Below are 19,820 nucleotides of genomic sequence, written 5' to 3'. Positions count from 1 at the left end.
CCTCCCTTATATCATACTCTATGAAACGATTTTAAAAATAATAAATAGAAAGCCTTTTCTCATTTAAATTTACAATTAACAAGCGTAAAATTATAGTGAGGAGTAAATATGAGAGTTATTGATATATTAAAAAATGAAAATCGGATCAGAAAATATGATTTTTATGAAGACTTTATGGCTTCACCATATTTTGACATGTTAGTTGACACCTACCAAACTTTGAATGAAGATATCCTTTATGATTCCAAGGTTCATGGCAAGGCCCATATTGAGAGAGTTATATTTTTTACCCTTCTTCTTTCCTTTGCCTATGACCTTGATGAGGCTGATACCGATATCCTAAGGGATGCCGCAAGCCTCCATGATACCATGAGGGTAAATGATGGATGGGACACAGACCATGGCAGACGTGCAGCAACTCGTAATATAAAATACGCAAGGACTAAGAAAAAAGACCAGAACATCCTCCAAGCTGTTATAACAGCCCATTCTATAAATGATAAGCTAATGGATGATATCATAAGAGAGTTCGTGAAGGATGAAAGTAAATGGCCAAGGGCCACAAGGCTTGCTAAGCTCTTTAAGGATAGCGATGGACTTGACAGGGTTAGGATTAACCGCCTAGATCCTTCCTACCTTCGTAATGATTACTCAAGAAAACTGGTAGACTTTGCATACGAATTTTATGAAAATTTTTAATTCCTACAAAGCTAAAGATATGGTATAATATAAATAGTTTTGTTATAGGAAGGTAAAATGAAAAATAAAAAGAGACTCTTAAGCCTATCATCAGCATTTTTTATAAGTATGGCTCTAGTTGGCCCCCTACCATCTCTAGCTGATGAGGTTATATTAAATAAAGAAAATACGAGCGGTGTTTATATCAGAGCCGATAAGGCCAATGATGCAGAAATTTATGGGGTAATCGAAGACTTTAATCCCATAGAAATCAAAGATGAAGATAAGGATTGGTACCAAATATCCTACGAAGACAAGGACGCCTATATAGGAAAGTCTTGGTTCTTTAGACTAAGGGATGCCAAGCTAATAAGCCCTAGCAATCTCAAAGAAAATCCTGATTCTGATAGCTTGAACCTAACAGAGGATGAACTTGGCAAGGGCACTTCCCTTACTATCTTGGACTTTGATAAGGATAGCGATTTTGTAAAGGTAGCATATAGGAGCAAAAAACGCTACAATAGGACAGTCAACAAGTTTCTAGATGATGAGGGCAAGGATAAGGACATAAATGAAGAAGGTTATGTAAAACTATCATCTCTTGACCTAAGTAAGGAAGATAAGGAAGAAATAGAAAAAATTAAAAAAGAATACCAAAAAATAAACGAAAGTTTATTAAGACAAAAAGAAGCAGAAAGACAAGCCGAAGATGTAATAGAGTATGAAGAAATCTATGTAACCTACCTAGTAGATGACAATGGAGATATAATTGATGACCCTTCTAATGATATTGGAGCAAGCATTTACAATGATGCCGTAGAATATGTAGGAAGTCCTTATGTATTTGGAGGTACATCCAAGACTAATGGTATAGATTGCTCAGGTCTTGTCCTAGAAGTTTTCGCAAAGTATGGTCTAAACCTACCTCATAGTGCCAAGATGCAAGCAGCTTATGGGGAAGATGTTAAGCTAGGTGAAGAGAAGGCAGGAGATTTGATCTTCTTTGGATCATCTTATGATGATATCTACCATGTAGCCATAGCAGATGGCTTTGGCAATATGGTCCATGCCGCAAATCCTGGTCAAGGAGTTATAGTAAGCCCAATCTACGATACTCCATTTGTTATAAAAAGAATATTTGAATAGAGTTCTTCATTTATAAGGATAGTTATGAAAAAATTACAAATAGGTATTACAAAAACTCAAGAAAAAACAGTAAGAGATAAGGATAGTGCAGAACTTTTTGGTAATAAGGGAGTAGATGTCCTAGCTTCACCCTTCATGATTGCCTTTATGGAGGAAACTTCAAGAAAGCTAGTCGCTCCCTACCTTAAGGACAATGAAACAACAGTAGGGATGTCCTTTAACATCGACCACCTAGCCAGTGCCAAGATAGGTGCAGTTATCAAGTGCGATAGCGAGCTCATAGAAATCGAAGGCAAGAAGCTAACCTTCAAGGTCAAGGTCTATACCGAAAATAAGGTAATAGGTGATGGGATCCACCAAAGATATATCAAAGATCCTAGTAGAATAAGAAAATTTTAAGGGACCCAGTGAGGTCCCTCTTTTATTACTTAATTTGAAGGATCATTTTCGTTTGATGAAAAAGCCTCCATTATTGAATTTATGATTGACTGAAAGAAGTTAGCTAACTTTTCTAAGATTCCTGATTCTTGGACTTCCTTCCCTATCTCATCAATTGTTTCCTTGTTGTCTTGGTAAAATTTATTGGCCTTTTCAGATAGGTCAGTGGCTAAGGCCTTTAGGTTTTCCTTAACTTCTTCTGAGTCGATAGCTGAAGTCTCTTGGTAAGATTCGAAGTAGTTAACAAGGATTTCTATATTGTTATTGGAGAGAATATCTCCCATATCAACATCTGCCAAGGCATCCTTAATGTAGGTCACTATTTGGCTTGGATCAGCCTTCTCCCCCTCATTTTCCTTGTGTTCTGCAAGTTTTTGCTTAACTTCTATGATGACTGTGTCTAGTTTTTCTCCATCAAAATTTTCTTTACCTTCATTTTCCTTGGCTACTTCACTTACTGCCTCTAGCTCTTTTTGAGCTACTTGAGTTCTATTGGTATCAAGTTCCTTACCCCTGGCTTCTTCTGCCTTGTAGACACCTACTAGGGCAGATTCTCCTGTTACAGGCTTGATAGATACAACTATGATGTCTGCATCGGTTATGCCGGCAGTTATGGCTGCATTGGCATATTGGCTCTCAGTAATCTCGGTAATATTGGCAGGGGTCTTTATGCTAACCCCTATCCCCTTATCCTTTACATCTCTTTTTACATATACTGATGATATCATATTGGAATCAGCAGTAGAATAGCCTAGGTATTTTTCTAGGTCTGACCCATTTACACTTAGGATATTTTCATCTCCCTTGGCCCCTAGAGCCTTATCTACGTCTTGCCTTTGGCTATCACTAAGGGCCACTCCATAGACTAGGTCGTTTTTGCTTTCATCTATCCCACTTGCTAATGTAAGGCTTGGTAGGATGAAGGCAGCGGACATAAGTCCTGCTAGGATTTTCTTTTTCATTATAACTCCTCGATTTTTGTAATTATTGGATCTAGTTGGTCTATATTTATATCTTCTGCCCTACCTTGGTCGATTTTTTCTGAAATACTTGGGTCGATTGGAAGTTTGACTAGGGTATCTAGATTGTATTTGCTAGCAACTTCTTCTATATTTGACTTGCCAAAGATCTCATGACGGCTGCCACAGTCTGGGCATTCGAAGTAGGACATATTTTCTACGATACCTATGAGGTTTTTACCCATCATCTTAGCCATCTTTAGAGATTTTTCTACAACCATCTCTACTAGGCCTTGGGGAGTAGCCACAGCGACAACTCCATCTATTGGTAGGGATTGGAAGACTGTAAGTGGGACATCAGCAGTTCCTGGAGGCATATCTACTACCATGTAGTCTATATCTCCCCAATCTACATCTGTATAGAATTGCTTGATGACTTGGGTAACTATAGATGATCTCCAAACAACTGGGTCAGTTTTTTCCTTCAAAATCATATTGACTGACATAATTTTTATTCCGAGGTCTGTTTCTGCTGGATACATGAGTCCCTCCTTGGTCCCCCTTACTGGCTCATTGATACCAAAGGCTTGGGCTATAGATGGACCAGTTATATCTGCATCGAAGAGGGCAACCTTGTAGCCCTTCTTGTTAAGGGATGATGCTATAAGGGATGAAACAGAGCTTTTACCTACTCCACCCTTACCACTCATAACTGCTATGACTTTCTTTATATTGGTTCCCTCGTGGGTCTTTATTTTAAATTTATCTAAATTAATAGTTCTCTTTTGCACAAATATCTCCTTTAAAAATAAATAATCTTAATTTATTATATAATTATATGCGTTTTTCTAACGATTTCCATATCTTTAACAGGACTTATTGGTCTTGACAATTCTACTTTTCCTTGTAGAATATTAACAGCAACTTTGATAAGAAGAGTAACTAAAGAGCTCATTAGATAGAGAATCCTAGCTGGTGGAAATGGAGATTTTGAACTTTAGTGAATAAAGACTTGGAGTTTTGCTGGGGATAATTGATCTGGCAACGTGGCTTGCACGTTATAGCGAGAGAGTATGTAAGTACTTGCTGAGTTCTAGCTTGTGAGAGCTAGTTAAATTAAGGTGGTAACGCGAATTTCGCCCTTAGTTCCTTTTGGGAGCTAGGGGCTTTTTTAAGTCTATTATCAAAGAAATATAAGAAAGGAAAATATATGAAGAAATTATTAAAAATCTTAACTGTCCTTGCCCTAATCCTATCTCCCATCCTTAGGGTATATGCGGCAGATGATAGTGATACCCTCAAGGTAGGTATGGAGGTCAACTACGCTCCCTTCAACTTCTCTGTCGTAACAGATGAAAATGGAGCCTACCCAGTAGCAAACTCCACTGGAGAATATGCCAACGGTTACGATGTCCAATTTGCTCAAAAAATAGCAGATGGCCTAGGCAAGAAGCTAGAGATTTACAAAATCGAATGGGACGGCCTAATCCCTGCCCTAACTAGTGGCAAGATCGATGCAATAATTGCAGGCATGAGTCCAACAGATGAAAGACTAGAGCAAATCGACTTTTCCATACCATATTATAGGGCAAAGATGGTAGTTGTAGTTCCCAAAGACAGTCCCTATGTCAATGCCAAGTCCATAAACGACTTCGAAGGGGCCAAGATAACTGGCCAACTCGGCACCTTCCACGTGGATGTAATCGACCAAATGAAAGGAGTAGAAAAACAAGAAGCCATGGACTCCTTCCCAACCATGATAGCAGCAACCAATGCTGGAACAATCGATGGCTATATATCAGAAGAAGCAGGAGCCCAAGCCGCAGTCAGCGCCAACAAGAACCTAACCTACATTACCTTTGATGAGGCAAATGGCTTTGAAACATCAGACTCAGACACAACTGTTGGTGTAGGTCTTAGAAAAAACTCAGACCTTACAGATAAAGTAAACGCCATCCTAGAAGATATAGACATAGATAGTGAACAAGAAAAAATAATGGCAGAGATGACAGCCCTCACCTCAGACGAAGAGGAAGCAGAAGTAGGCTTCTTCCAAGAAGTAAAAGATATCTGGGCTACCTACTCAACACTTTTCATTAGAGGACTAGTAAATACTCTAATAATAGCTATAATATCAACCCTCCTAGGTTTTCTCATAGGACTAATAGTCGCCATCATTAGAAAAAGCGAAGTAAATCCTCACTCAAACATAATAATAAGATCCCTCCACAAGCTAGTTAAATTTATCCTAGTAGCCTATGTAGAAATATTTAGGGGAACTCCAATGATGGTCCAAGCCGTAATAATATTTTACGGTCTCAAACAATACCTTGACATAGACCTATCAACTATGTTTGCTGCCCTTCTCATAGTATCCATCAACACAGGAGCCTACCTATCAGAAGTAGTAAGAGGAGGAATAAATTCAATAGACAAGGGACAATTTGAAGCCTGCAAGGCCATAGGACTTAGCGAATTTCAAACAATGGTCCACGTTATCTTGCCACAAACCATACTAACCATTCTACCATCACTAGGTAATGAGTTCGTAATCAACATCAAGGATACCTCTGTCCTAAACGTAATATCCGTTACAGAACTATTCTTTATGTCAAAATCAGTAGCAGGATCAACATACCAATACTTCCCAACCTACCTAATTACAGCAGTAATCTACTTTGTCCTAACCTTCAGTATAACTAGAATCCTCTTATACCTAGAAAAGAAATTTAACGATACTGACTTTGTAATGGAATCATCAACAGGAGCAAAAAATGTCTGAAATAATAAAAATCGAAAACCTAGAGAAAAAATTTGGAGATAACCTAGTCCTAAAAGACATCAATATGAGCGTAGATGAAGGAGAAGTAGTAACCATTATCGGCTCATCTGGATCAGGAAAATCAACCCTCCTTAGATGTATCAACCTCCTAGAAGAACCAAGCGGTGGCAAGATCCTCTACAGAGGAGCAAACATCCTAGAGCCAAAATATGACAGGAGACACTTCAGATCAAGAGTCGGTATGGTTTTCCAAAACTTCAACCTCTTTGCCAACAAAACAGTACTAGAAAACTGTATACTAGGCCAAATTAAAGTCCTAGGCAAGTCAAAAAAAGAAGCCGAAGAAAGGTCAAGAAGGCACCTAGAATCCGTAAATATGCAAAACTACGTCAATGCCAAGCCTTCCCAAATATCAGGTGGTCAAAAACAAAGAGTAGCCATAGCCAGAGCCTTGTGCATGGATCCAGACGTCCTCCTCTTCGATGAGCCAACCAGCGCCCTAGACCCAGAAACAGTAGGTGAAGTCCTAGACGTAATGAGAAAACTCGCCAAATCCGGCATGACCATGATAGTGGTAACCCATGAGATGGACTTCGCAAGAGACGTATCAACCAGAGTCCTCTTTATGAACCAAGGCATTATCCTAGAAGATGGCAGCCCAAAAGAAATCTTCACCAATCCAAAACACGACAGAACCCGAGAATTCCTAAGCAGGTTTCTTGAAAAATAAAAAATATGACCAGCCTAGCTCTACATTACTTGAGAAAGGCTGGTCATTTTAATTACTATAAGGCCTTAGAGATTTAATCTAGAGCTTGGTTTTTATATAAAATCTATTCTTTAAGATAAATTTTCACAAAAAAGATCGCCCTATCCCTAAGGCGATCTCTAGCATCCTATTAGCCAAATAGCTCATCTAACTTATCTTCCAATATTCCTTCTTGGATACACTTTAATGAATCTAACTTTCTAAGATTATGCTTATTTATTTTTATCTTATCCGTAAATCCTAGAACAAAATGAAGGGCGATTTGATAGATAATTTCAGTAGGGGCTAGTCCGTAGACCTGCTTTTCAAAAATATGATTTAGCCTATCCTCATCATTTGAGTAAAGCTCTTTCATCCTATCACTTCTATAAAGTCTTTTAACAATTTCAGCAATATATAGACCAGACTTCATATACAAATCTATAAAAGTCTTATCAGGATCGTCAAAGCAACCCGGATTTTCCTTTTCTAATAAGTCTACCATCTCTACAACAACCTTTTTAGGAGTATAGATTTGGTTGGTCTTTTGTGGTGGAATATAATCAAAAATATCTCTCTTAACACCCTCATCAAAGTAGTTAGATAGATCTTTTTTCTTATTAAGGAATTCCTTGACTGAGTCGTTAAAGACTATTTCATCAAAGAGATGGCCTTCAAAATATTTACTTTCACCACTTACACTATCAATATAATCTCCACCGTCACGTAAAAATCTGAATTCATCTAGTGTAATACTTGTAACTTCTTTGAATACGTCTGCTGGAACAATTTTATCAAAGTCATTAAGGTTTGTATCATAATCTCCATAGGCCATCAAGAAAGATGGGATAGTCCTTGAAAATCCTCTCAAATGCTCTCTAACAGAATCTTCAATGAGCTTTTTTTTCTCATTTTTATTATCTGTTTCTACAACTTCAACTACGTCTTTACCAACATCTTCAATAAATTCTCTAGATTCTAATCTTTCTTTTATCCTTTGATAAAAATCTAATTTATTTTTTTCAGCTTCTTTGTCATACCTCTTATTGATTTCAGTTACTTCACTGCCAGTTTTCGCCTTATCTAACTCTTCATTTCTGCTATCTTCGTGCTTGTTATTTTCTTTTATCCAGCTTCCATATTCTTCCTCTATCACCCTATCAGTTGACTTCTTTAAGTTTCTTTGCAAATGTCTTTGAGTAGACTTGCTTAAATTATCCCCATAGCTTGCTTGTGTTTCTTTGATAAAAACTTCAGTTATTGGCTTACTTAGCTCTTCTTTTAATTTTTTTATTTCATTATTCTTTCTAGTAGGAGTGCTTTGAACTTCATCTATCTTTTCTGCCAAGCCTTCCTCTATTACACCATATATCTTATCACCAAATATATCAGTTGCCCTACCAATGATTTGCTCTTCTGAAATCTCGACTTCATTATCAGCATTTAGGTTTAACTCATCCGGTGTATCATCTTCCACTTCTACATTCTTTATCTTCTTACCCTCATCTGCGGTTTTTACTTTATTTAATATATCCCTAACTTCAAGAGGAGCAGAAAATATATTGCCAATATTTGCAAATAAAAAGTTAGATATAAAGCCTCGGTTTACTACCTCACTAGCATGAATTTTTCTTGGTATGCTAAGAACCTTCTCTGCATCTAACAAGATCATCTCCCCGTCTTTGTCCTCTCCATAAACAGGGAAGAAATTTAAAAGCTCTCTTACATGTTTTTTCCTAGTTTCGCTATCACCTCGCCCACCAGAGGTATCTGATAGGAGGTCATTGGCAAACTCTTCAAATATAGTAAGGGTTCTTGCTGGATCAAAATCAAACACATAGGCATTCTTCTTTCTAAAAGACTTCCCATTTTCATAAAATAAACATGGATTTTGAGACCTAAAGGCAGCCTGCATATAAAGGGCAGGACTCTTCATATTGTTTAGCATAAGAACTGCTGTCCATTCTGGAATTGTAATTCCTGTAGTCAGCTGACCAACAGATAAAGTAATAGTCTTATCATATTTCTTAATAGCTTCCACTACTTCGTCATAGGCTTTCTTATTTTCATCATCATTGTCTAGTCTTCCATCTCCTGCAGCAAGGATTATATTATATTCCTTAAATACTGGGTGTTGATTTAATTTCCTAGCCAATTCCTTTGCACTATCTACCCTATTTAAAATCCAAAAAGAATGTTTTATCTCCCTTCTCAAATCTTCTGTAGAAAATGGAAACTTCTCCTGACTAACTAAAGCATCCAAAAACTTATCTACATCCTTTTCATATACAAACTTTCCAGATTCCTTAGTTGAGAAAAACTCATTTAAGTCAAAAGCATATTCTTCACCTTCCCCATCAATAGCTATCCCTGATTCAACCTTTTCTCTTATAAGCTCAGACATTTGATAAGTATATAAATTTAATTTAGGTAATACTTCATAAGGGTTTTCTTCTTCACTTGACCTATCCCAATCCTTCTTTGCCCTTTGCTCATCAGCATAAGTCCAATTATATATAGCATCCTCAGCAAACTTATCCCTTGCCAAAGCCTTAAAAGGAGTACCTGATAAGTGTAAGGTGTGCCTTCTCTTTATATATTTAAAGGCTAGGTCAGTCTTAAAGGTATCTACTCCCTCATGGGCCTCATCTATTACTAGGATATCCCAGATCATACCTATTTGCTTGCCATTTTTATCCAAATCTCCACTTAGTTCCCTAAGCTTGTCATTATTAACATCTCCACCAAAATACTTAGAACCCTTTATATCTTGGAGGCTAACAAATTCTATACAACCCCTAAGATTTTCATCTTCTATAGCCTTATCTAAGTATTGACTCCTATCGAGGACATAAGTCCTATCCTTTAGAGAATCGATATGGCTTACAAAATAATAGCCTGACTTAGGACCAACAAACTTCACATAATCCTCATACCATGAGTTAGCTATGGCAGGTCTATTAGTAACTACCAAAATATTGGACAAACCCATTTTTATACACAAATCATAAGTTGATAAAGTTTTTCCAAATCTTGGCTTGGCGTTCCACAAAAATTCTCCATTTTTGTGGCTAGAAAAATATTCTATAGTTTTTCTTACTGCTTCTTCTTGCTCCCCTCTAAGTTTATACAAAAGAGGATCTTGACTTACCTCTATTATTCCTCTATTTTCCCTAAAATCATTAAATTTTAATTTAGCATCATCTGGATCTATCTTAAACCACTCAGTATGATCATCTCTCTCTATTCCTAATTTAGCCAAATATCCATGAAAGTCCTTATCAGTAAAAGTTTCATTAGTCCCCTCAAAAGTGGCGTTTTTGTGCCATTTTAATACAGGCTTGATACCTACTGTATGAGTTTGTTCCTTTATCCTTGTTTCTACATCCCTTTCTGTATAGCCTATCTTGGTCCATCCATTATGCTTAGGGACTTCAGGAGTAATATAGGCATAGCATTGAGGAATAACTTCCTTGGCTGTGTTTAAATTAATCTTTGCCATTATTCCATCTCCTGAACTTTTTCTTCTATAAAGGAAATTTCTTCTTCATTTAAGCCATATTTTTTATATAACTGCCTATCTATTTCAGGAATTGACTTAGACCGATCTATATCAGAAGATTCTGTAAAGTCTTGAAGGGGGACATATTTCCATTTAGCAGGAGGGTTGTCTTGAGTTATTTTCAAAACCCCCAGCATAGTTCTTGCAAATTTTGTCTTTATATATTTTAAACAATTCTCAGTCTCAATATAGTTATCAAATAATCCTATGCTTATAAAAGTTTGAGTATACCCGATTAGGGGTTCCCCGATTAGGGGTGTGCTTAAAACCTCCCCTATAGCCCCTGATCCATTGGATTTTGGAAGAATAACCTTATACTTGAGGAGGGTATCGTTGGGCCTAATATAAGCTCTTTTAATCCATTTATAGACTCTTTTACCATTACTTCTTCCAATTATTTGCATATAATCTTCTTTATTGTCAACATCATCTAAAAATATCTCTGGTAATTTATCAAAAATACTTGTTGTTAAATCATATTTGTGACCTTTGCTCAATTTTTCTTCTATATCCTTGTAATCTTCATGGACTTTTTCTGAAAATTTATACGTATTTTGTCCATACATTATGGTAGACAAAGATTGATAATTAAATCTATTCATTTTTTGTATGATAGAATTAAGCTCATTAAAGGATGTAAAGACTTTTATTGGGTTGTACTTTTTTAATTTGTCTATATAAAAAATTGTAACTCCACCCTTAATATCAGTATTTGGGAAAATACTCGCAGACTTTTGTTCATATTTCATAACTTTTATATGATCATAGTTTAACATTTTTTCATTCCAAGCTTTTGGAGTTGCACCAGCATTAAATAAAAATCTTGCAGGTGTTATTAGCAAAATTTTATCAGAAATTTCTTTAGCTTCTTCAACAAATAAGTGATAAACTGGAGGAGCTTGTGTACTATCTCCAATAAAAGTATCCTGGTAAGGTGGATTCCCTATTACAAAATCAAATTTTTTCATTTTACTTCTCCTTTCTTAGTCCAGCTATCGTGATAAGTAACCCCTGGAGTAGTATAGGCATAGCATTGAGGAATAACTTCCTTGGCTGTGTTTAAATTAATCTTTGCCATTATTCCATCTCCTGAACTTTTTCTTCTATAAAGGAAATCTCTTTTTCATCAAGGCCATATTTTTTATATAATTGCCTATCTATTTCTGAAATTGACTTAGACCAATCTATATCAGAAGATTCTGTAAAGTCTTGAAGGGGAACATATTTCCATTTTACTGGTGGATTATGTTGAGTAACTTTTAATATACCTAATAAAACTCTAGCAAATTTTCCTTTTATATATTTTAAACAGTGTTCACATTCTTCATAACTTTCAAAAAGTCCAATGCTACTAAAGGTTTGTGTATACCCGATTAGGGGTTCCCCGATTAGGGGTGTGCTTAAAACCTCCCCTATAGCCCCTGACCCATTTGCTGACGGCAAGATTACCTTGTACTTGAGGAGGGTATCGTTGGGTCTAATATAAGCTCTTTTAATCCATTTATAGACTCTTTTACCATTACTTCTTCCAATTATTTGCATATAATCTTCTTTATTGTCAACATCATCTAAAAATATCTCTGGTAATTTATCAAAAATACTTGTTGTTAAATCATATTTGTGACCTTTGCTCAATTTTTCTTCTATATCCTTGTAATCTTCATGGACTTTTTCTGAAAATTTATACGTATTTTGTCCATACATTATGGTAGACAAAGATTGATAATTAAATCTATTCATTTTTTGTATGATAGAATTAAGCTCATTAAAGGATGTAAAGACTTTTATTGGGTTGTACTTTTTTAATTTGTCTATATAAAAAATTGTAACTCCACCCTTAATATCAGTATTTGGGAAAATACTTGCAGACTTTTGTTCATATTTCATAACTTTTATATGATCATAGTTTAACATTTTTTCATTCCAAGCTTTTGGAGTTGCACCAGCATTAAATAAAAATCTTGCAGGTGTTATTAGCAAAATTTTATCAGAAATTTCTTTAGCTTCTTCAACAAATAAGTGATAAACTGGAGGAGCTTGTGTACTATCTCCAATAAAAGTATCTTGGTAAGGTGGATTCCCTATTACAAAATCAAATTTTTTCATTTTACTTCTCCTTTAAGTCCATGAATTTAACCGATTTATTTGCTCTCCAATCATATATCCTACAGTAGGTGGCTTCCTTCTCTTTATCTTCTTTTTTTCCTAATTCAAATATGTTTATCTGATGAGCTTCTTCAAAGGGAGCACCAAAAGGAACTGTGTCTGTCAACCCATCCATCTGCCATAGGTTCCAAGAGATGATGTTGGATAGCTTTAGAAGGATAGGATTTGCCACTTTTTCTCCCCATCTTTCTTCAAAGTACTCTGCAAAGCTTAGCAAGATATTTATCCTAGCTAGAAGGAGGTTATCTCCTTGGTATTCGTAGCCATAGCAGGACTCCACAGCTCTTATAGCCCACTTTATCCAATCTTCTTTTGTTTGTGTATTTTCATTTACTATCCTTAGCTTCCTATCTAGGACTCCTATCCTTAATATAGTCGGGGATATATATTCTCCCGTAGCCACGTCATATCTTGAAACAAGGAAGGGAGCTTCACCACAAGTGATTTCAAGTCTAGTAGAATCAATATAGTCCTTCCATGTTTTCCCTATAGGAAAGCTTATTTTATCCTCGATAGGTTCCCAGCTATTTTCTTTTTCTGTATTAAAAACGTTTTTTCTACCAAACCATTGCTCATCACAGATGTTATTCATATGGTTAACTATCCAAGAAGGGGTAAAGACTTCAGCTTTTTGCTTGGTTCTTTCTAGCTGATCTTCATTGCTTTTGGATGTTCTAGGCTTGATTACAAAACCATTTTTAATAAGCTTATATGATATTTCATTTTTATCATCAAAGGCTGGACCTAAATTTTTATAGGTATTAGTCGCCCAAATTATATTTTTTTTTGTGGATTTATCTTTTAAAATTCTCTTTAGTGTTGACCTAATTGCATAGGAATTAAAATCCATTAACTTCTCTTCCATATCTATCCTTTGTGTGTTTATAGGTAGTCTTATCCTTTTTATATTTATTTATATTATATCACTCTTTGTCTTGTAAATTTAATATTTTCCTCAAAGCAGTAGCCTTTCTTAACTCACTAAAAAAGCCCTGGAGATCCCCCAAGGCTATATTTTTTGCTTTTCTTCTAAGCTATTATTTTTTTAAATAAATCTATGGCTAAGTAGGATAAAAGCATTTATAATAATTGTAAAAATATCTCCCTTAGACCTATATCCCACAATATAAAGGTTGTGAAAAATATAAAAGCAAGGCTATTTAGAATTTCTTCCATAAAGGAATTATTTTTAAATAACCTTTTGGTTTGGTAAAAATATTTTTATTTGAGTCAGAAAATCATCCAAGGTCGCCCACCTTGTTAACTGCTGGTAATTTTCTTATATTTTTATTTGCTACCCAGTAGATGGCTACTAGGAGGATGATTGTGCTTGCTAGGAGGATTGTTCTTGGGCTTGATAAGTATTCTCCCATAAATCCTCCCAGGAGGGCGCCTAGGGGTGCCATTAGGGTTGATATTCCTACCATGGTGCCCATGGCGGAGCCTAGTTTGTCTCTTGGAACTAGGACTTGGACCATGGTTTGGGCGTAGACGTTGACTATGCCGACCACCAACCAACCTAGTCCGTAGAGAGTAACCCCTAGGGCTAAGTTTGATGATGAGAAGGAAATTCCTATCCACATAAGTCCCACTATCCCCATCCCGTAGGTGTATAACTTACCTAGGGGGATGGCTTTAATTTTTTCGATACCTGCAAGTAAAGATCCAACAAGGACTCCCCCTCCCATGGCGGCAAGCATGAGGCTATAGAATATTTCTTCCTTGGAGAAGGCAGGTAGGACTGCCATAATGGAGCTTGCTGAGAAGTTGATAAAGACAATCCCCAAAAGAAGGGCAAAGATCCTCGTATCTTTAAATAAAGCCAGTCCTTCCTTAAGGCCCCTAAGGTGCTTTCTTATCAAATCACCCTCACTTCTTACACTAGCTTGGCTAAGGTTCTTAGAAAGAAGAGCAAAGAGGATTCCTGTTATGACAAAGCTTAGGCTATCAGCGAAGAAGGCAGTCATAAAGCCAAAGACTGAGATAAGAAAGCCCGCCAGGCTATCAAAGATTGCATTTGACCCCTGGTAGGCCATATTCATCAAAGAATTGCCCTTGACCAGGTCAGCTTCTGGTAAAATCTTAGGGAGAAGGGACATCTGCCCTGGGTAGACCAGCTGGTTAATGAGGGCGATAATAGGCATGATGGCCATAATATGGTAGACTCTGAGCCTATAAAAGTAGTAGAGGGCAGGGATTATTAGGATAAGGCCCGCTTGGATAAGTTGAGTTAGGACTAGGAACTTCTTCATATTAATCTTATCTAGGATAGGACTTAGTAGTAATTGGACAAGGGCCGTCGATGAAGTTAGAAAGAGGGTTATACCAGAATAGATGGTTGACCCACTCATCTTGTAGACCAAGAGGGTTGCGGCTATGGCATAGAGACTATCTCCAAAGTTGGTTATGAGCCTACCTAATAATAGTAGGTTGAAATCTTTGTTTTTAATCATTTTTAACATACTCCTTTTATTTAACGTTTTGATAATTTTGACTGTTGAGGATATTTTAGGGGACTCTTGCAAAAATACAAAAATCTACTTCCTTAGAAATTAACTTAACTTTTGGGAGACAAGCCCGTCGGCTCGGGGAGACAGCCCGTCGGCTCGGGGAGACAGCCCGTCGGCTCGGGAAGACTAGCCCGTCGGCTCGGGAAGACTAGCCCGTCGGCTTGAGGAGACTAGCCCTCCTTTTCTTTTCTAAGCTTTGAGAATCTTTATTATGCAAGAATCCCTTTTATGATAGTTTATAAATTTGTAGCTGGTAGGATTCTCCTTCATCCTTTCCATATTTTTCTATCAAAGCCTTCATTTCTTTTTCGAAGGCAGGGAAGGAATCATCTGGAATTTTGAAGGATAATATCTTTTCTTCTAGGTTTTTATTAAATATTTCGCTGCTTGGTATAAAGGCCCTTGCCACAGGCAAAAAATATTTTTGGGTAATCCCATTTATAAGCTCTGTGTCCACTACCTCTATCATCCCATTTTGCTCTAGTATCTTTAGGTGATAGTGGATTTTTGAACGGCTCACCCCTAGGGCATCGGATAGGTCTTGGGCAGTCTTGGGACTAGTGCCAAGGGTCAAGATTATCTTTAGCCTAATAGGATCACTTATTATATTTACTTCTTCTAGTGAGTTTAGTATATGAACTTCTTTCAAAATCCACCCCTCTTCTGTTTTATTATTTAGATTATAACTCCGTTATCCGAATCCGTCAAATCTTTTTTAACGTCGAATAAATTGTTTATGGCCTTGGCTTTCCATAACTTTTAATAAGACCAATATTTTTAATCTCCGTCAATAGTTTTCGCTAATTTATTTTTAGTTCGTTTGTGTTGATTTCTGGGTTAGAATACCTACCCCAGGTCTTGGTCTTTTCCTTGTATTGGATGGCCTTTACTGGGCAAAGGTTGATGCAGGCCATGCAGGATTCACAAGAATTTTTCCATCTTGGCTTGCTTTCTACTAGATCAATGTTTGCTGCTGGGCAGACCTTTTGGCAGATACCACAGGATATGCACTTGTCATCTGAATAGAAGTTCTTGTCAGTATTTTTTTTAACAAAAATCTTGAGGCTTGCCCTAGAGATAGCTGCCATAAACTTCTTAACCTTGATTGCTTCCTTTTCTCTTTTTTCTATAATGCTAGCTATTTTCTTTAGTTCATCTTCTGCATCCCCTACGACTTTTTTTATTGTTTGGTCATCTTTTGGAGCCATATGGGTTTGGAAGTTGGATGGATAGGTTAGAGTAAAGTTGTTATCTACCTTACGCTTGCTTGTTTCTTCTAGGCAAAGCTCTACATCGGTATGGGCTGAAAGCTCGGAACCTGCACAGGTTAGGAGGGAATAGATGTAGGTGTCTTGGGGAAAGCTTGTTACTTTCAAGAAGTCACTTACCATATATGGAAGAGTTCCAGCATAGACTGGGGCAAGGATTCCTATGCTAGCAGCTTCATTTATTAGCTCTCTAACCTTTGCCTTGTCCATATTTTTGCTAATCCTAAAGAAGGTGGTATCTCCTAGTTCGTGAGCGAGGATTTTCCCTGCGTGGAGGGTATTGCCTGTTCCTGTAAAATATATAATTAAATTCATAATCTCCTCCTAGTTTCTTGCTCTAACATAGCCCATAGGGTTGTAGAGGGACCAAGAAGTAAGTCTAAGGAAATCTGCCCCAAATACTACTTGGATATCCTTATCGTTTAGTTCTTTTTCTACTTGGGTAGTAGGGATTTTGACCTCTTCATCATCTATTTTGAAGGTAAACTTGCTCTCATAAACCACTTCTTCTTTATCTAGGCCTAGCATCTTGATAGTTGAGGCCACGTTCTCGTTCTTAACTTCCATATCCTTGGCTATCTTTTCTGAAATTATAGTTAGGGGCCTTGACGTATCTAGGGCTGCCTTGTAGGATTTGTCGTTAAAAACTATGTTAAAGACTGGTTGATTGAGCCTTTGCTTCTGGCTAGGCTTCTTGAAGTCTGAGCTTTGCACTTCAAATTTTCCCTTTCTTAGATCTCCCCTAAAGACAAATTGGCTTATGACATTCCATCCCAAGACCATATCAGCTGGGAAAATATTGCCCACTGGATCGACTCCTAGGTCAATTACCTCATCCTTACAAACTAGGACTGGGACTTCTTCTAACTTTAGATTTCCGAGCTTCATACTAGCTAGTATCGCCCTTCTAAATCCTTTTTCTTCGTCAATAAACTTATCATCTATGAATTTTAGATCTAAGTCCTTGGCAAGCTTTTCTGGTATTAGGGTATTGCCCCTGGTATCAAACATAGCCACGACAGGCTTCTTATCTGCTAATATGCCCAAAAATATATAATTAAAAAATCTCTTATCTGCTAGTGGTATAGGTGTAAATTCCATTTTCATCTCCTTCTTTTTTACTATTATAACATAAATTGTACTACTATTAATAAATTAAGTTATTGGGAGATTATTATATAATAATCTCCCAATAACCATATCAAAATAATCTGAATAGTAAATATTTAATAGAACATGAAAATATTTTATATTTACTCTACAAAGATATCACTTCATTGCTTACACAATAGTTATTGGAATCGTATAAGTTTAAATTTTTCTTAAAATCGTCTTATTTAATCAACCTTCAATGATCTACCATATTGATCAGCTTTTTTTATAGAATCTATAAATTTTTCTCTCGAAAATTCTTCCAAAGCCTTTTTCCACTCATTTGTTTTCATTGCTTCATCAGCTATGATATCAAGATCATTGTAGTTTAAATTGATATCTGAAAGTTTTGTAGGTAATTTTACCTCTTTATTAAATTCAGCTATCTTTTTAAGTTTTTTATCATTACCTGCATAGGCATGTAGTACCATCACTCCGAAAGCAACAACTTGACCATGTAAAAATTCACCGCTTCTTTTTACAGCACAAGTCGCATTGTAAAAAGCATGAGCCAATGAAGAATTAAAATAAAACTCTTCTCTATTTGTTAAATTGGAAACATTGCCTGTATTTATAAATATATCCATTGCAACTTCCTCTATTGCTTCTGAATTAATGTTATTTTGACAGTCTTTTATGGCTTTCTTTCCGTATTCGATAAAAGTATCTTGACATGATGAAGCTATTGCCTTTGCAAGTTTTCCTATGTGATTAAGCTTAGCATTTTTCATGGCATATAATACTTCGGGTTCTTTGCTTATCCCATCACCAATTCCTGCCCACATATACTTTTCTGGAGCATTTGCAAGTATATCAGTATTTATAAATACGTGCTTAGGTGCCCTGATCTTATCTTCATAATGTGAAAGTGAACCATCATCATTATATACAACAGCGATAGCAGTTGCTGAAGAGCAGTTTGAACAAATTGTAGGAAATGTATATATATTCTTATTAAGCCTATCAGCTACAACTTTTGCCGTATCAATGGCTTTTCCTCCACCTACCCCAAATATTATATCGGCTTCTCTTATAGATTTTTCATTTTGGAGAATTTCTATATTAGAATTAGTCGAATCTTTGCCATAGATAAATTCTCCTAGTATTTTTATAGTGGAGCCTTCAAGACTTTCCTTAATTAGCCTATTGGCAGCATTCATAGCTTTTTGACCACCTATTATTACAACAGTTTTAATTTTGTCATCTATACATATATCTTTAAGTTCTGGATAAGATCGATTATCTACACTATAATTTGTTAAGTTTACTGTGGTCAAATTTTTCTCCTAGAGTACTCTTTCTCTCCAATTATATTTATCATCTATCTTTGCCCATTGTATGCCTGTTAAAGTTTCATATAGTTTATGAGTCAAATCTCCTGTTTCGAAATTGTTAATTGTAACTTTGTCTCCCTTATAATAAAGCTCTCCAATAGGTGATATAACTGCTGCAGTTCCTGTGCCGAAAGCTTCTTTTAGTCGACCTGTATGACCTGCCTCCATCAATTCATCTATTGACATATGTCTTTCTTCTATTTTATATCCCATATCTTTTAATAGAGTCAATATAGAATCTCTTGTAACCCCTGGAAGTACAGTTCCATCAATAGGTGCTGTTACAATGGTATCATCTATAAGGAACATAACATTCATTGAACCAACTTCTTCTACATATTTTCTATGAACACCGTCTAACCACAAAACTTGAGTGTATCCTAGTGATTCTGCTTTCTTTTGCCCAACAAGACTTGCAGCATAATTACCACCGCATTTTACATAACCTGTACCTCCGACACTTGCCCTAACAAATTTATCTTCTACATATATTTTTATAGGGTTAACACCTTGAGGATAATAAGCACCAACAGGAGTTAAGATTATCATGAACTTATATGTATCCGCTACGTGAACTCCTAGGGAACTTTCATTAGTAAACATAAAAGGTCTTATATAAAGACTTTCTCCATCTCCCGAAGGTATCCAATCTCTTTCAACTTTAATAAGTTCCTTTATAGCCCCCACAAAAAGGTCCTCATCAATTATAGGCATGCACATTCTCTCATTAGAATTTTGAAATCTTTTTGCATTCATATAAGGTCTGAATAAATATATGTTTCCATCTTTTCCCCTATAAGCTTTCAATCCTTCGAAGGTTTCTTGAGCATAGTGTAAAACCATAGTTGCAGGATCTATTGTTATATCTCCATAAGGCATAATTCTTTTATTATGCCACCCTTCTATTTCGTTATATTCCATTACAAACATATAATCAGTAAAATATTTACCAAATCCTAAGTTGTCTTTTGGTTTTTCTTTCATCTTATCTCTTCTTATAAATTCAAATTCCATAATTCCCCTTTTATTACCATTTTTCAAATTTATAGTATAAATGTATAATTTTAAAATACTAAA

General features: G+C 36.1%; 17 protein-coding genes and 1 other annotated feature. Of the genes, 5 read left to right on the top strand and 12 right to left on the bottom strand.

Going from position 1 to position 19,820, the window contains the following annotated elements; all coding sequences use genetic code 11:
• Window positions 1-108 precede the first annotated feature (108 nt).
• Genes MUN42_RS01145 through MUN42_RS01135 form a run of 3 tightly spaced genes read left to right on the top strand, consistent with a single transcriptional unit; the run spans window position 109 to window position 2,223 of the window.
• Window positions 109-699, top strand: coding sequence for a hypothetical protein (locus MUN42_RS01145; protein WP_243342435.1), 591 nt, complete (start codon window positions 109-111; stop codon window positions 697-699).
• 57 nt (window positions 700-756) lie between these two features.
• The gene (locus tag MUN42_RS01140) at window positions 757-1,824 is read left to right on the top strand and encodes a C40 family peptidase (protein ID WP_243342434.1); all 1,068 of its coding nucleotides are present in this window, start codon (window positions 757-759) and stop codon (window positions 1,822-1,824) included.
• A gap of 24 nt (window positions 1,825-1,848) precedes the next feature.
• Window positions 1,849-2,223 (top strand): thioesterase family protein, encoded by a 375-nt coding sequence (locus MUN42_RS01135; protein ID WP_243342433.1) that lies wholly within the window; start codon window positions 1,849-1,851, stop codon window positions 2,221-2,223.
• Between the two features lie 29 nt (window positions 2,224-2,252).
• On the opposite strand, the gene MUN42_RS01130 is transcribed toward MUN42_RS01135, so the two are convergent.
• Both MUN42_RS01130 and MUN42_RS01125 read right to left on the bottom strand, forming a co-directional pair.
• Window positions 2,253-3,224, bottom strand: coding sequence for a DUF1002 domain-containing protein (locus tag MUN42_RS01130; protein WP_243342432.1), 972 nt, complete (start codon window positions 3,222-3,224; stop codon window positions 2,253-2,255).
• Window positions 3,224-4,012, bottom strand: a complete 789-nt coding sequence (locus tag MUN42_RS01125; RefSeq protein ID WP_347708747.1) for an Mrp/NBP35 family ATP-binding protein — start codon at window positions 4,010-4,012, stop codon at window positions 3,224-3,226. Before MUN42_RS01125 ends, MUN42_RS01130 begins: the two co-directional genes overlap by 1 nt.
• A 126-nt stretch (window positions 4,013-4,138) precedes the next feature.
• Window positions 4,139-4,368 (top strand) — a binding site (T-box leader).
• A gap of 63 nt (window positions 4,369-4,431) precedes the next feature.
• Between MUN42_RS01125 and MUN42_RS01120 the strand changes: the two genes are divergently transcribed.
• Together MUN42_RS01120 and MUN42_RS01115 are read left to right on the top strand one after the other, a co-directional pair.
• The gene (locus MUN42_RS01120; protein ID WP_243342431.1) at window positions 4,432-6,003 is read left to right on the top strand and encodes an ABC transporter substrate-binding protein/permease; all 1,572 of its coding nucleotides are present in this window, start codon (window positions 4,432-4,434) and stop codon (window positions 6,001-6,003) included.
• Window positions 5,996-6,733 (top strand): amino acid ABC transporter ATP-binding protein, encoded by a 738-nt coding sequence (locus MUN42_RS01115; RefSeq protein ID WP_279323773.1) that lies wholly within the window; start codon window positions 5,996-5,998, stop codon window positions 6,731-6,733. Before MUN42_RS01120 ends, MUN42_RS01115 begins: the two co-directional genes overlap by 8 nt.
• 169 nt (window positions 6,734-6,902) lie before the next feature.
• On the opposite strand, the gene MUN42_RS01110 is transcribed toward MUN42_RS01115, so the two are convergent.
• The 10 genes from MUN42_RS01110 to MUN42_RS01065 form a co-directional block, all read right to left on the bottom strand.
• Complete coding sequence (locus tag MUN42_RS01110) at window positions 6,903-10,253, bottom strand: DEAD/DEAH box helicase family protein (RefSeq protein ID WP_243342430.1); 3,351 nt, start codon at window positions 10,251-10,253, stop codon at window positions 6,903-6,905.
• On the bottom strand, window positions 10,253-11,281 hold the full coding sequence (locus MUN42_RS01105) for an Eco57I restriction-modification methylase domain-containing protein (RefSeq protein WP_243342429.1): 1,029 nt from the start codon (window positions 11,279-11,281) through the stop codon (window positions 10,253-10,255). Before MUN42_RS01105 ends, MUN42_RS01110 begins: the two co-directional genes overlap by 1 nt.
• Before the next feature lie 109 nt (window positions 11,282-11,390).
• Window positions 11,391-12,419, bottom strand: coding sequence for an Eco57I restriction-modification methylase domain-containing protein (locus MUN42_RS01100; protein ID WP_243342428.1), 1,029 nt, complete (start codon window positions 12,417-12,419; stop codon window positions 11,391-11,393).
• A 1-nt stretch (window position 12,420) separates the two neighbouring features.
• Window positions 12,421-13,344 (bottom strand): restriction endonuclease subunit M, encoded by a 924-nt coding sequence (locus MUN42_RS01095; protein WP_243342427.1) that lies wholly within the window; start codon window positions 13,342-13,344, stop codon window positions 12,421-12,423.
• A 373-nt stretch (window positions 13,345-13,717) separates the two neighbouring features.
• Complete coding sequence (locus MUN42_RS01090; RefSeq protein WP_243342426.1) at window positions 13,718-14,941, bottom strand: MFS transporter; 1,224 nt, start codon at window positions 14,939-14,941, stop codon at window positions 13,718-13,720.
• Between the two features lie 274 nt (window positions 14,942-15,215).
• Window positions 15,216-15,638 (bottom strand): winged helix-turn-helix domain-containing protein, encoded by a 423-nt coding sequence (locus tag MUN42_RS01085; RefSeq protein WP_243342425.1) that lies wholly within the window; start codon window positions 15,636-15,638, stop codon window positions 15,216-15,218.
• A 151-nt stretch (window positions 15,639-15,789) separates the two neighbouring features.
• The gene (locus tag MUN42_RS01080) at window positions 15,790-16,572 is read right to left on the bottom strand and encodes an EFR1 family ferrodoxin (protein ID WP_243342424.1); all 783 of its coding nucleotides are present in this window, start codon (window positions 16,570-16,572) and stop codon (window positions 15,790-15,792) included.
• 9 nt (window positions 16,573-16,581) lie between these two features.
• Window positions 16,582-17,358, bottom strand: coding sequence for a retropepsin-like aspartic protease (locus tag MUN42_RS01075; RefSeq protein ID WP_243342423.1), 777 nt, complete (start codon window positions 17,356-17,358; stop codon window positions 16,582-16,584).
• 236 nt (window positions 17,359-17,594) lie between these two features.
• The gene (locus MUN42_RS01070) at window positions 17,595-18,686 is read right to left on the bottom strand and encodes an iron-containing alcohol dehydrogenase family protein (protein WP_243342422.1); all 1,092 of its coding nucleotides are present in this window, start codon (window positions 18,684-18,686) and stop codon (window positions 17,595-17,597) included.
• Window positions 18,687-18,695: 9 nt separating this feature from the next.
• A complete protein-coding gene (locus tag MUN42_RS01065) occupies window positions 18,696-19,757 on the bottom strand; it encodes a branched-chain amino acid aminotransferase (RefSeq protein ID WP_243342421.1) in 1,062 nt (353 codons plus the stop codon).
• Window positions 19,758-19,820 lie beyond the last annotated feature (63 nt).

Source organism: Anaerococcus sp. AGMB09787 (assembly GCF_022808955.1).
In the GTDB taxonomy this organism is placed as follows: domain Bacteria; phylum Bacillota; class Clostridia; order Tissierellales; family Peptoniphilaceae; genus Anaerococcus.
The sequence above is the reverse complement of the archived record's forward strand: the minus strand, read 5'-3'. Positions and strand labels throughout refer to the sequence as shown.

Coding starts and splice junctions, on each gene's coding strand:
- MUN42_RS01130 (WP_243342432.1), bottom strand. CDS start 3,224: ATGAAAAAGAAAATCCTAGCAGGACTTATGTCCGCTGCCTTCATCCTA.
- MUN42_RS01140 (WP_243342434.1), top strand. CDS start 757: ATGAAAAATAAAAAGAGACTCTTAAGCCTATCATCAGCATTTTTTATA.
- MUN42_RS01120 (WP_243342431.1), top strand. CDS start 4,432: ATGAAGAAATTATTAAAAATCTTAACTGTCCTTGCCCTAATCCTATCT.
- MUN42_RS01115 (WP_279323773.1), top strand. CDS start 5,996: ATGTCTGAAATAATAAAAATCGAAAACCTAGAGAAAAAATTTGGAGAT.
- MUN42_RS01100 (WP_243342428.1), bottom strand. CDS start 12,419: ATGAAAAAATTTGATTTTGTAATAGGGAATCCACCTTACCAAGATACT.
- MUN42_RS01095 (WP_243342427.1), bottom strand. CDS start 13,344: ATGGAAGAGAAGTTAATGGATTTTAATTCCTATGCAATTAGGTCAACA.
- MUN42_RS01110 (WP_243342430.1), bottom strand. CDS start 10,253: ATGGCAAAGATTAATTTAAACACAGCCAAGGAAGTTATTCCTCAATGC.
- MUN42_RS01090 (WP_243342426.1), bottom strand. CDS start 14,941: ATGTTAAAAATGATTAAAAACAAAGATTTCAACCTACTATTATTAGGT.
- MUN42_RS01065 (WP_243342421.1), bottom strand. CDS start 19,757: ATGGAATTTGAATTTATAAGAAGAGATAAGATGAAAGAAAAACCAAAA.
- MUN42_RS01105 (WP_243342429.1), bottom strand. CDS start 11,281: ATGAAAAAATTTGATTTTGTAATAGGGAATCCACCTTACCAGGATACT.
- MUN42_RS01080 (WP_243342424.1), bottom strand. CDS start 16,572: ATGAATTTAATTATATATTTTACAGGAACAGGCAATACCCTCCACGCA.
- MUN42_RS01145 (WP_243342435.1), top strand. CDS start 109: ATGAGAGTTATTGATATATTAAAAAATGAAAATCGGATCAGAAAATAT.
- MUN42_RS01075 (WP_243342423.1), bottom strand. CDS start 17,358: ATGGAATTTACACCTATACCACTAGCAGATAAGAGATTTTTTAATTAT.
- MUN42_RS01135 (WP_243342433.1), top strand. CDS start 1,849: ATGAAAAAATTACAAATAGGTATTACAAAAACTCAAGAAAAAACAGTA.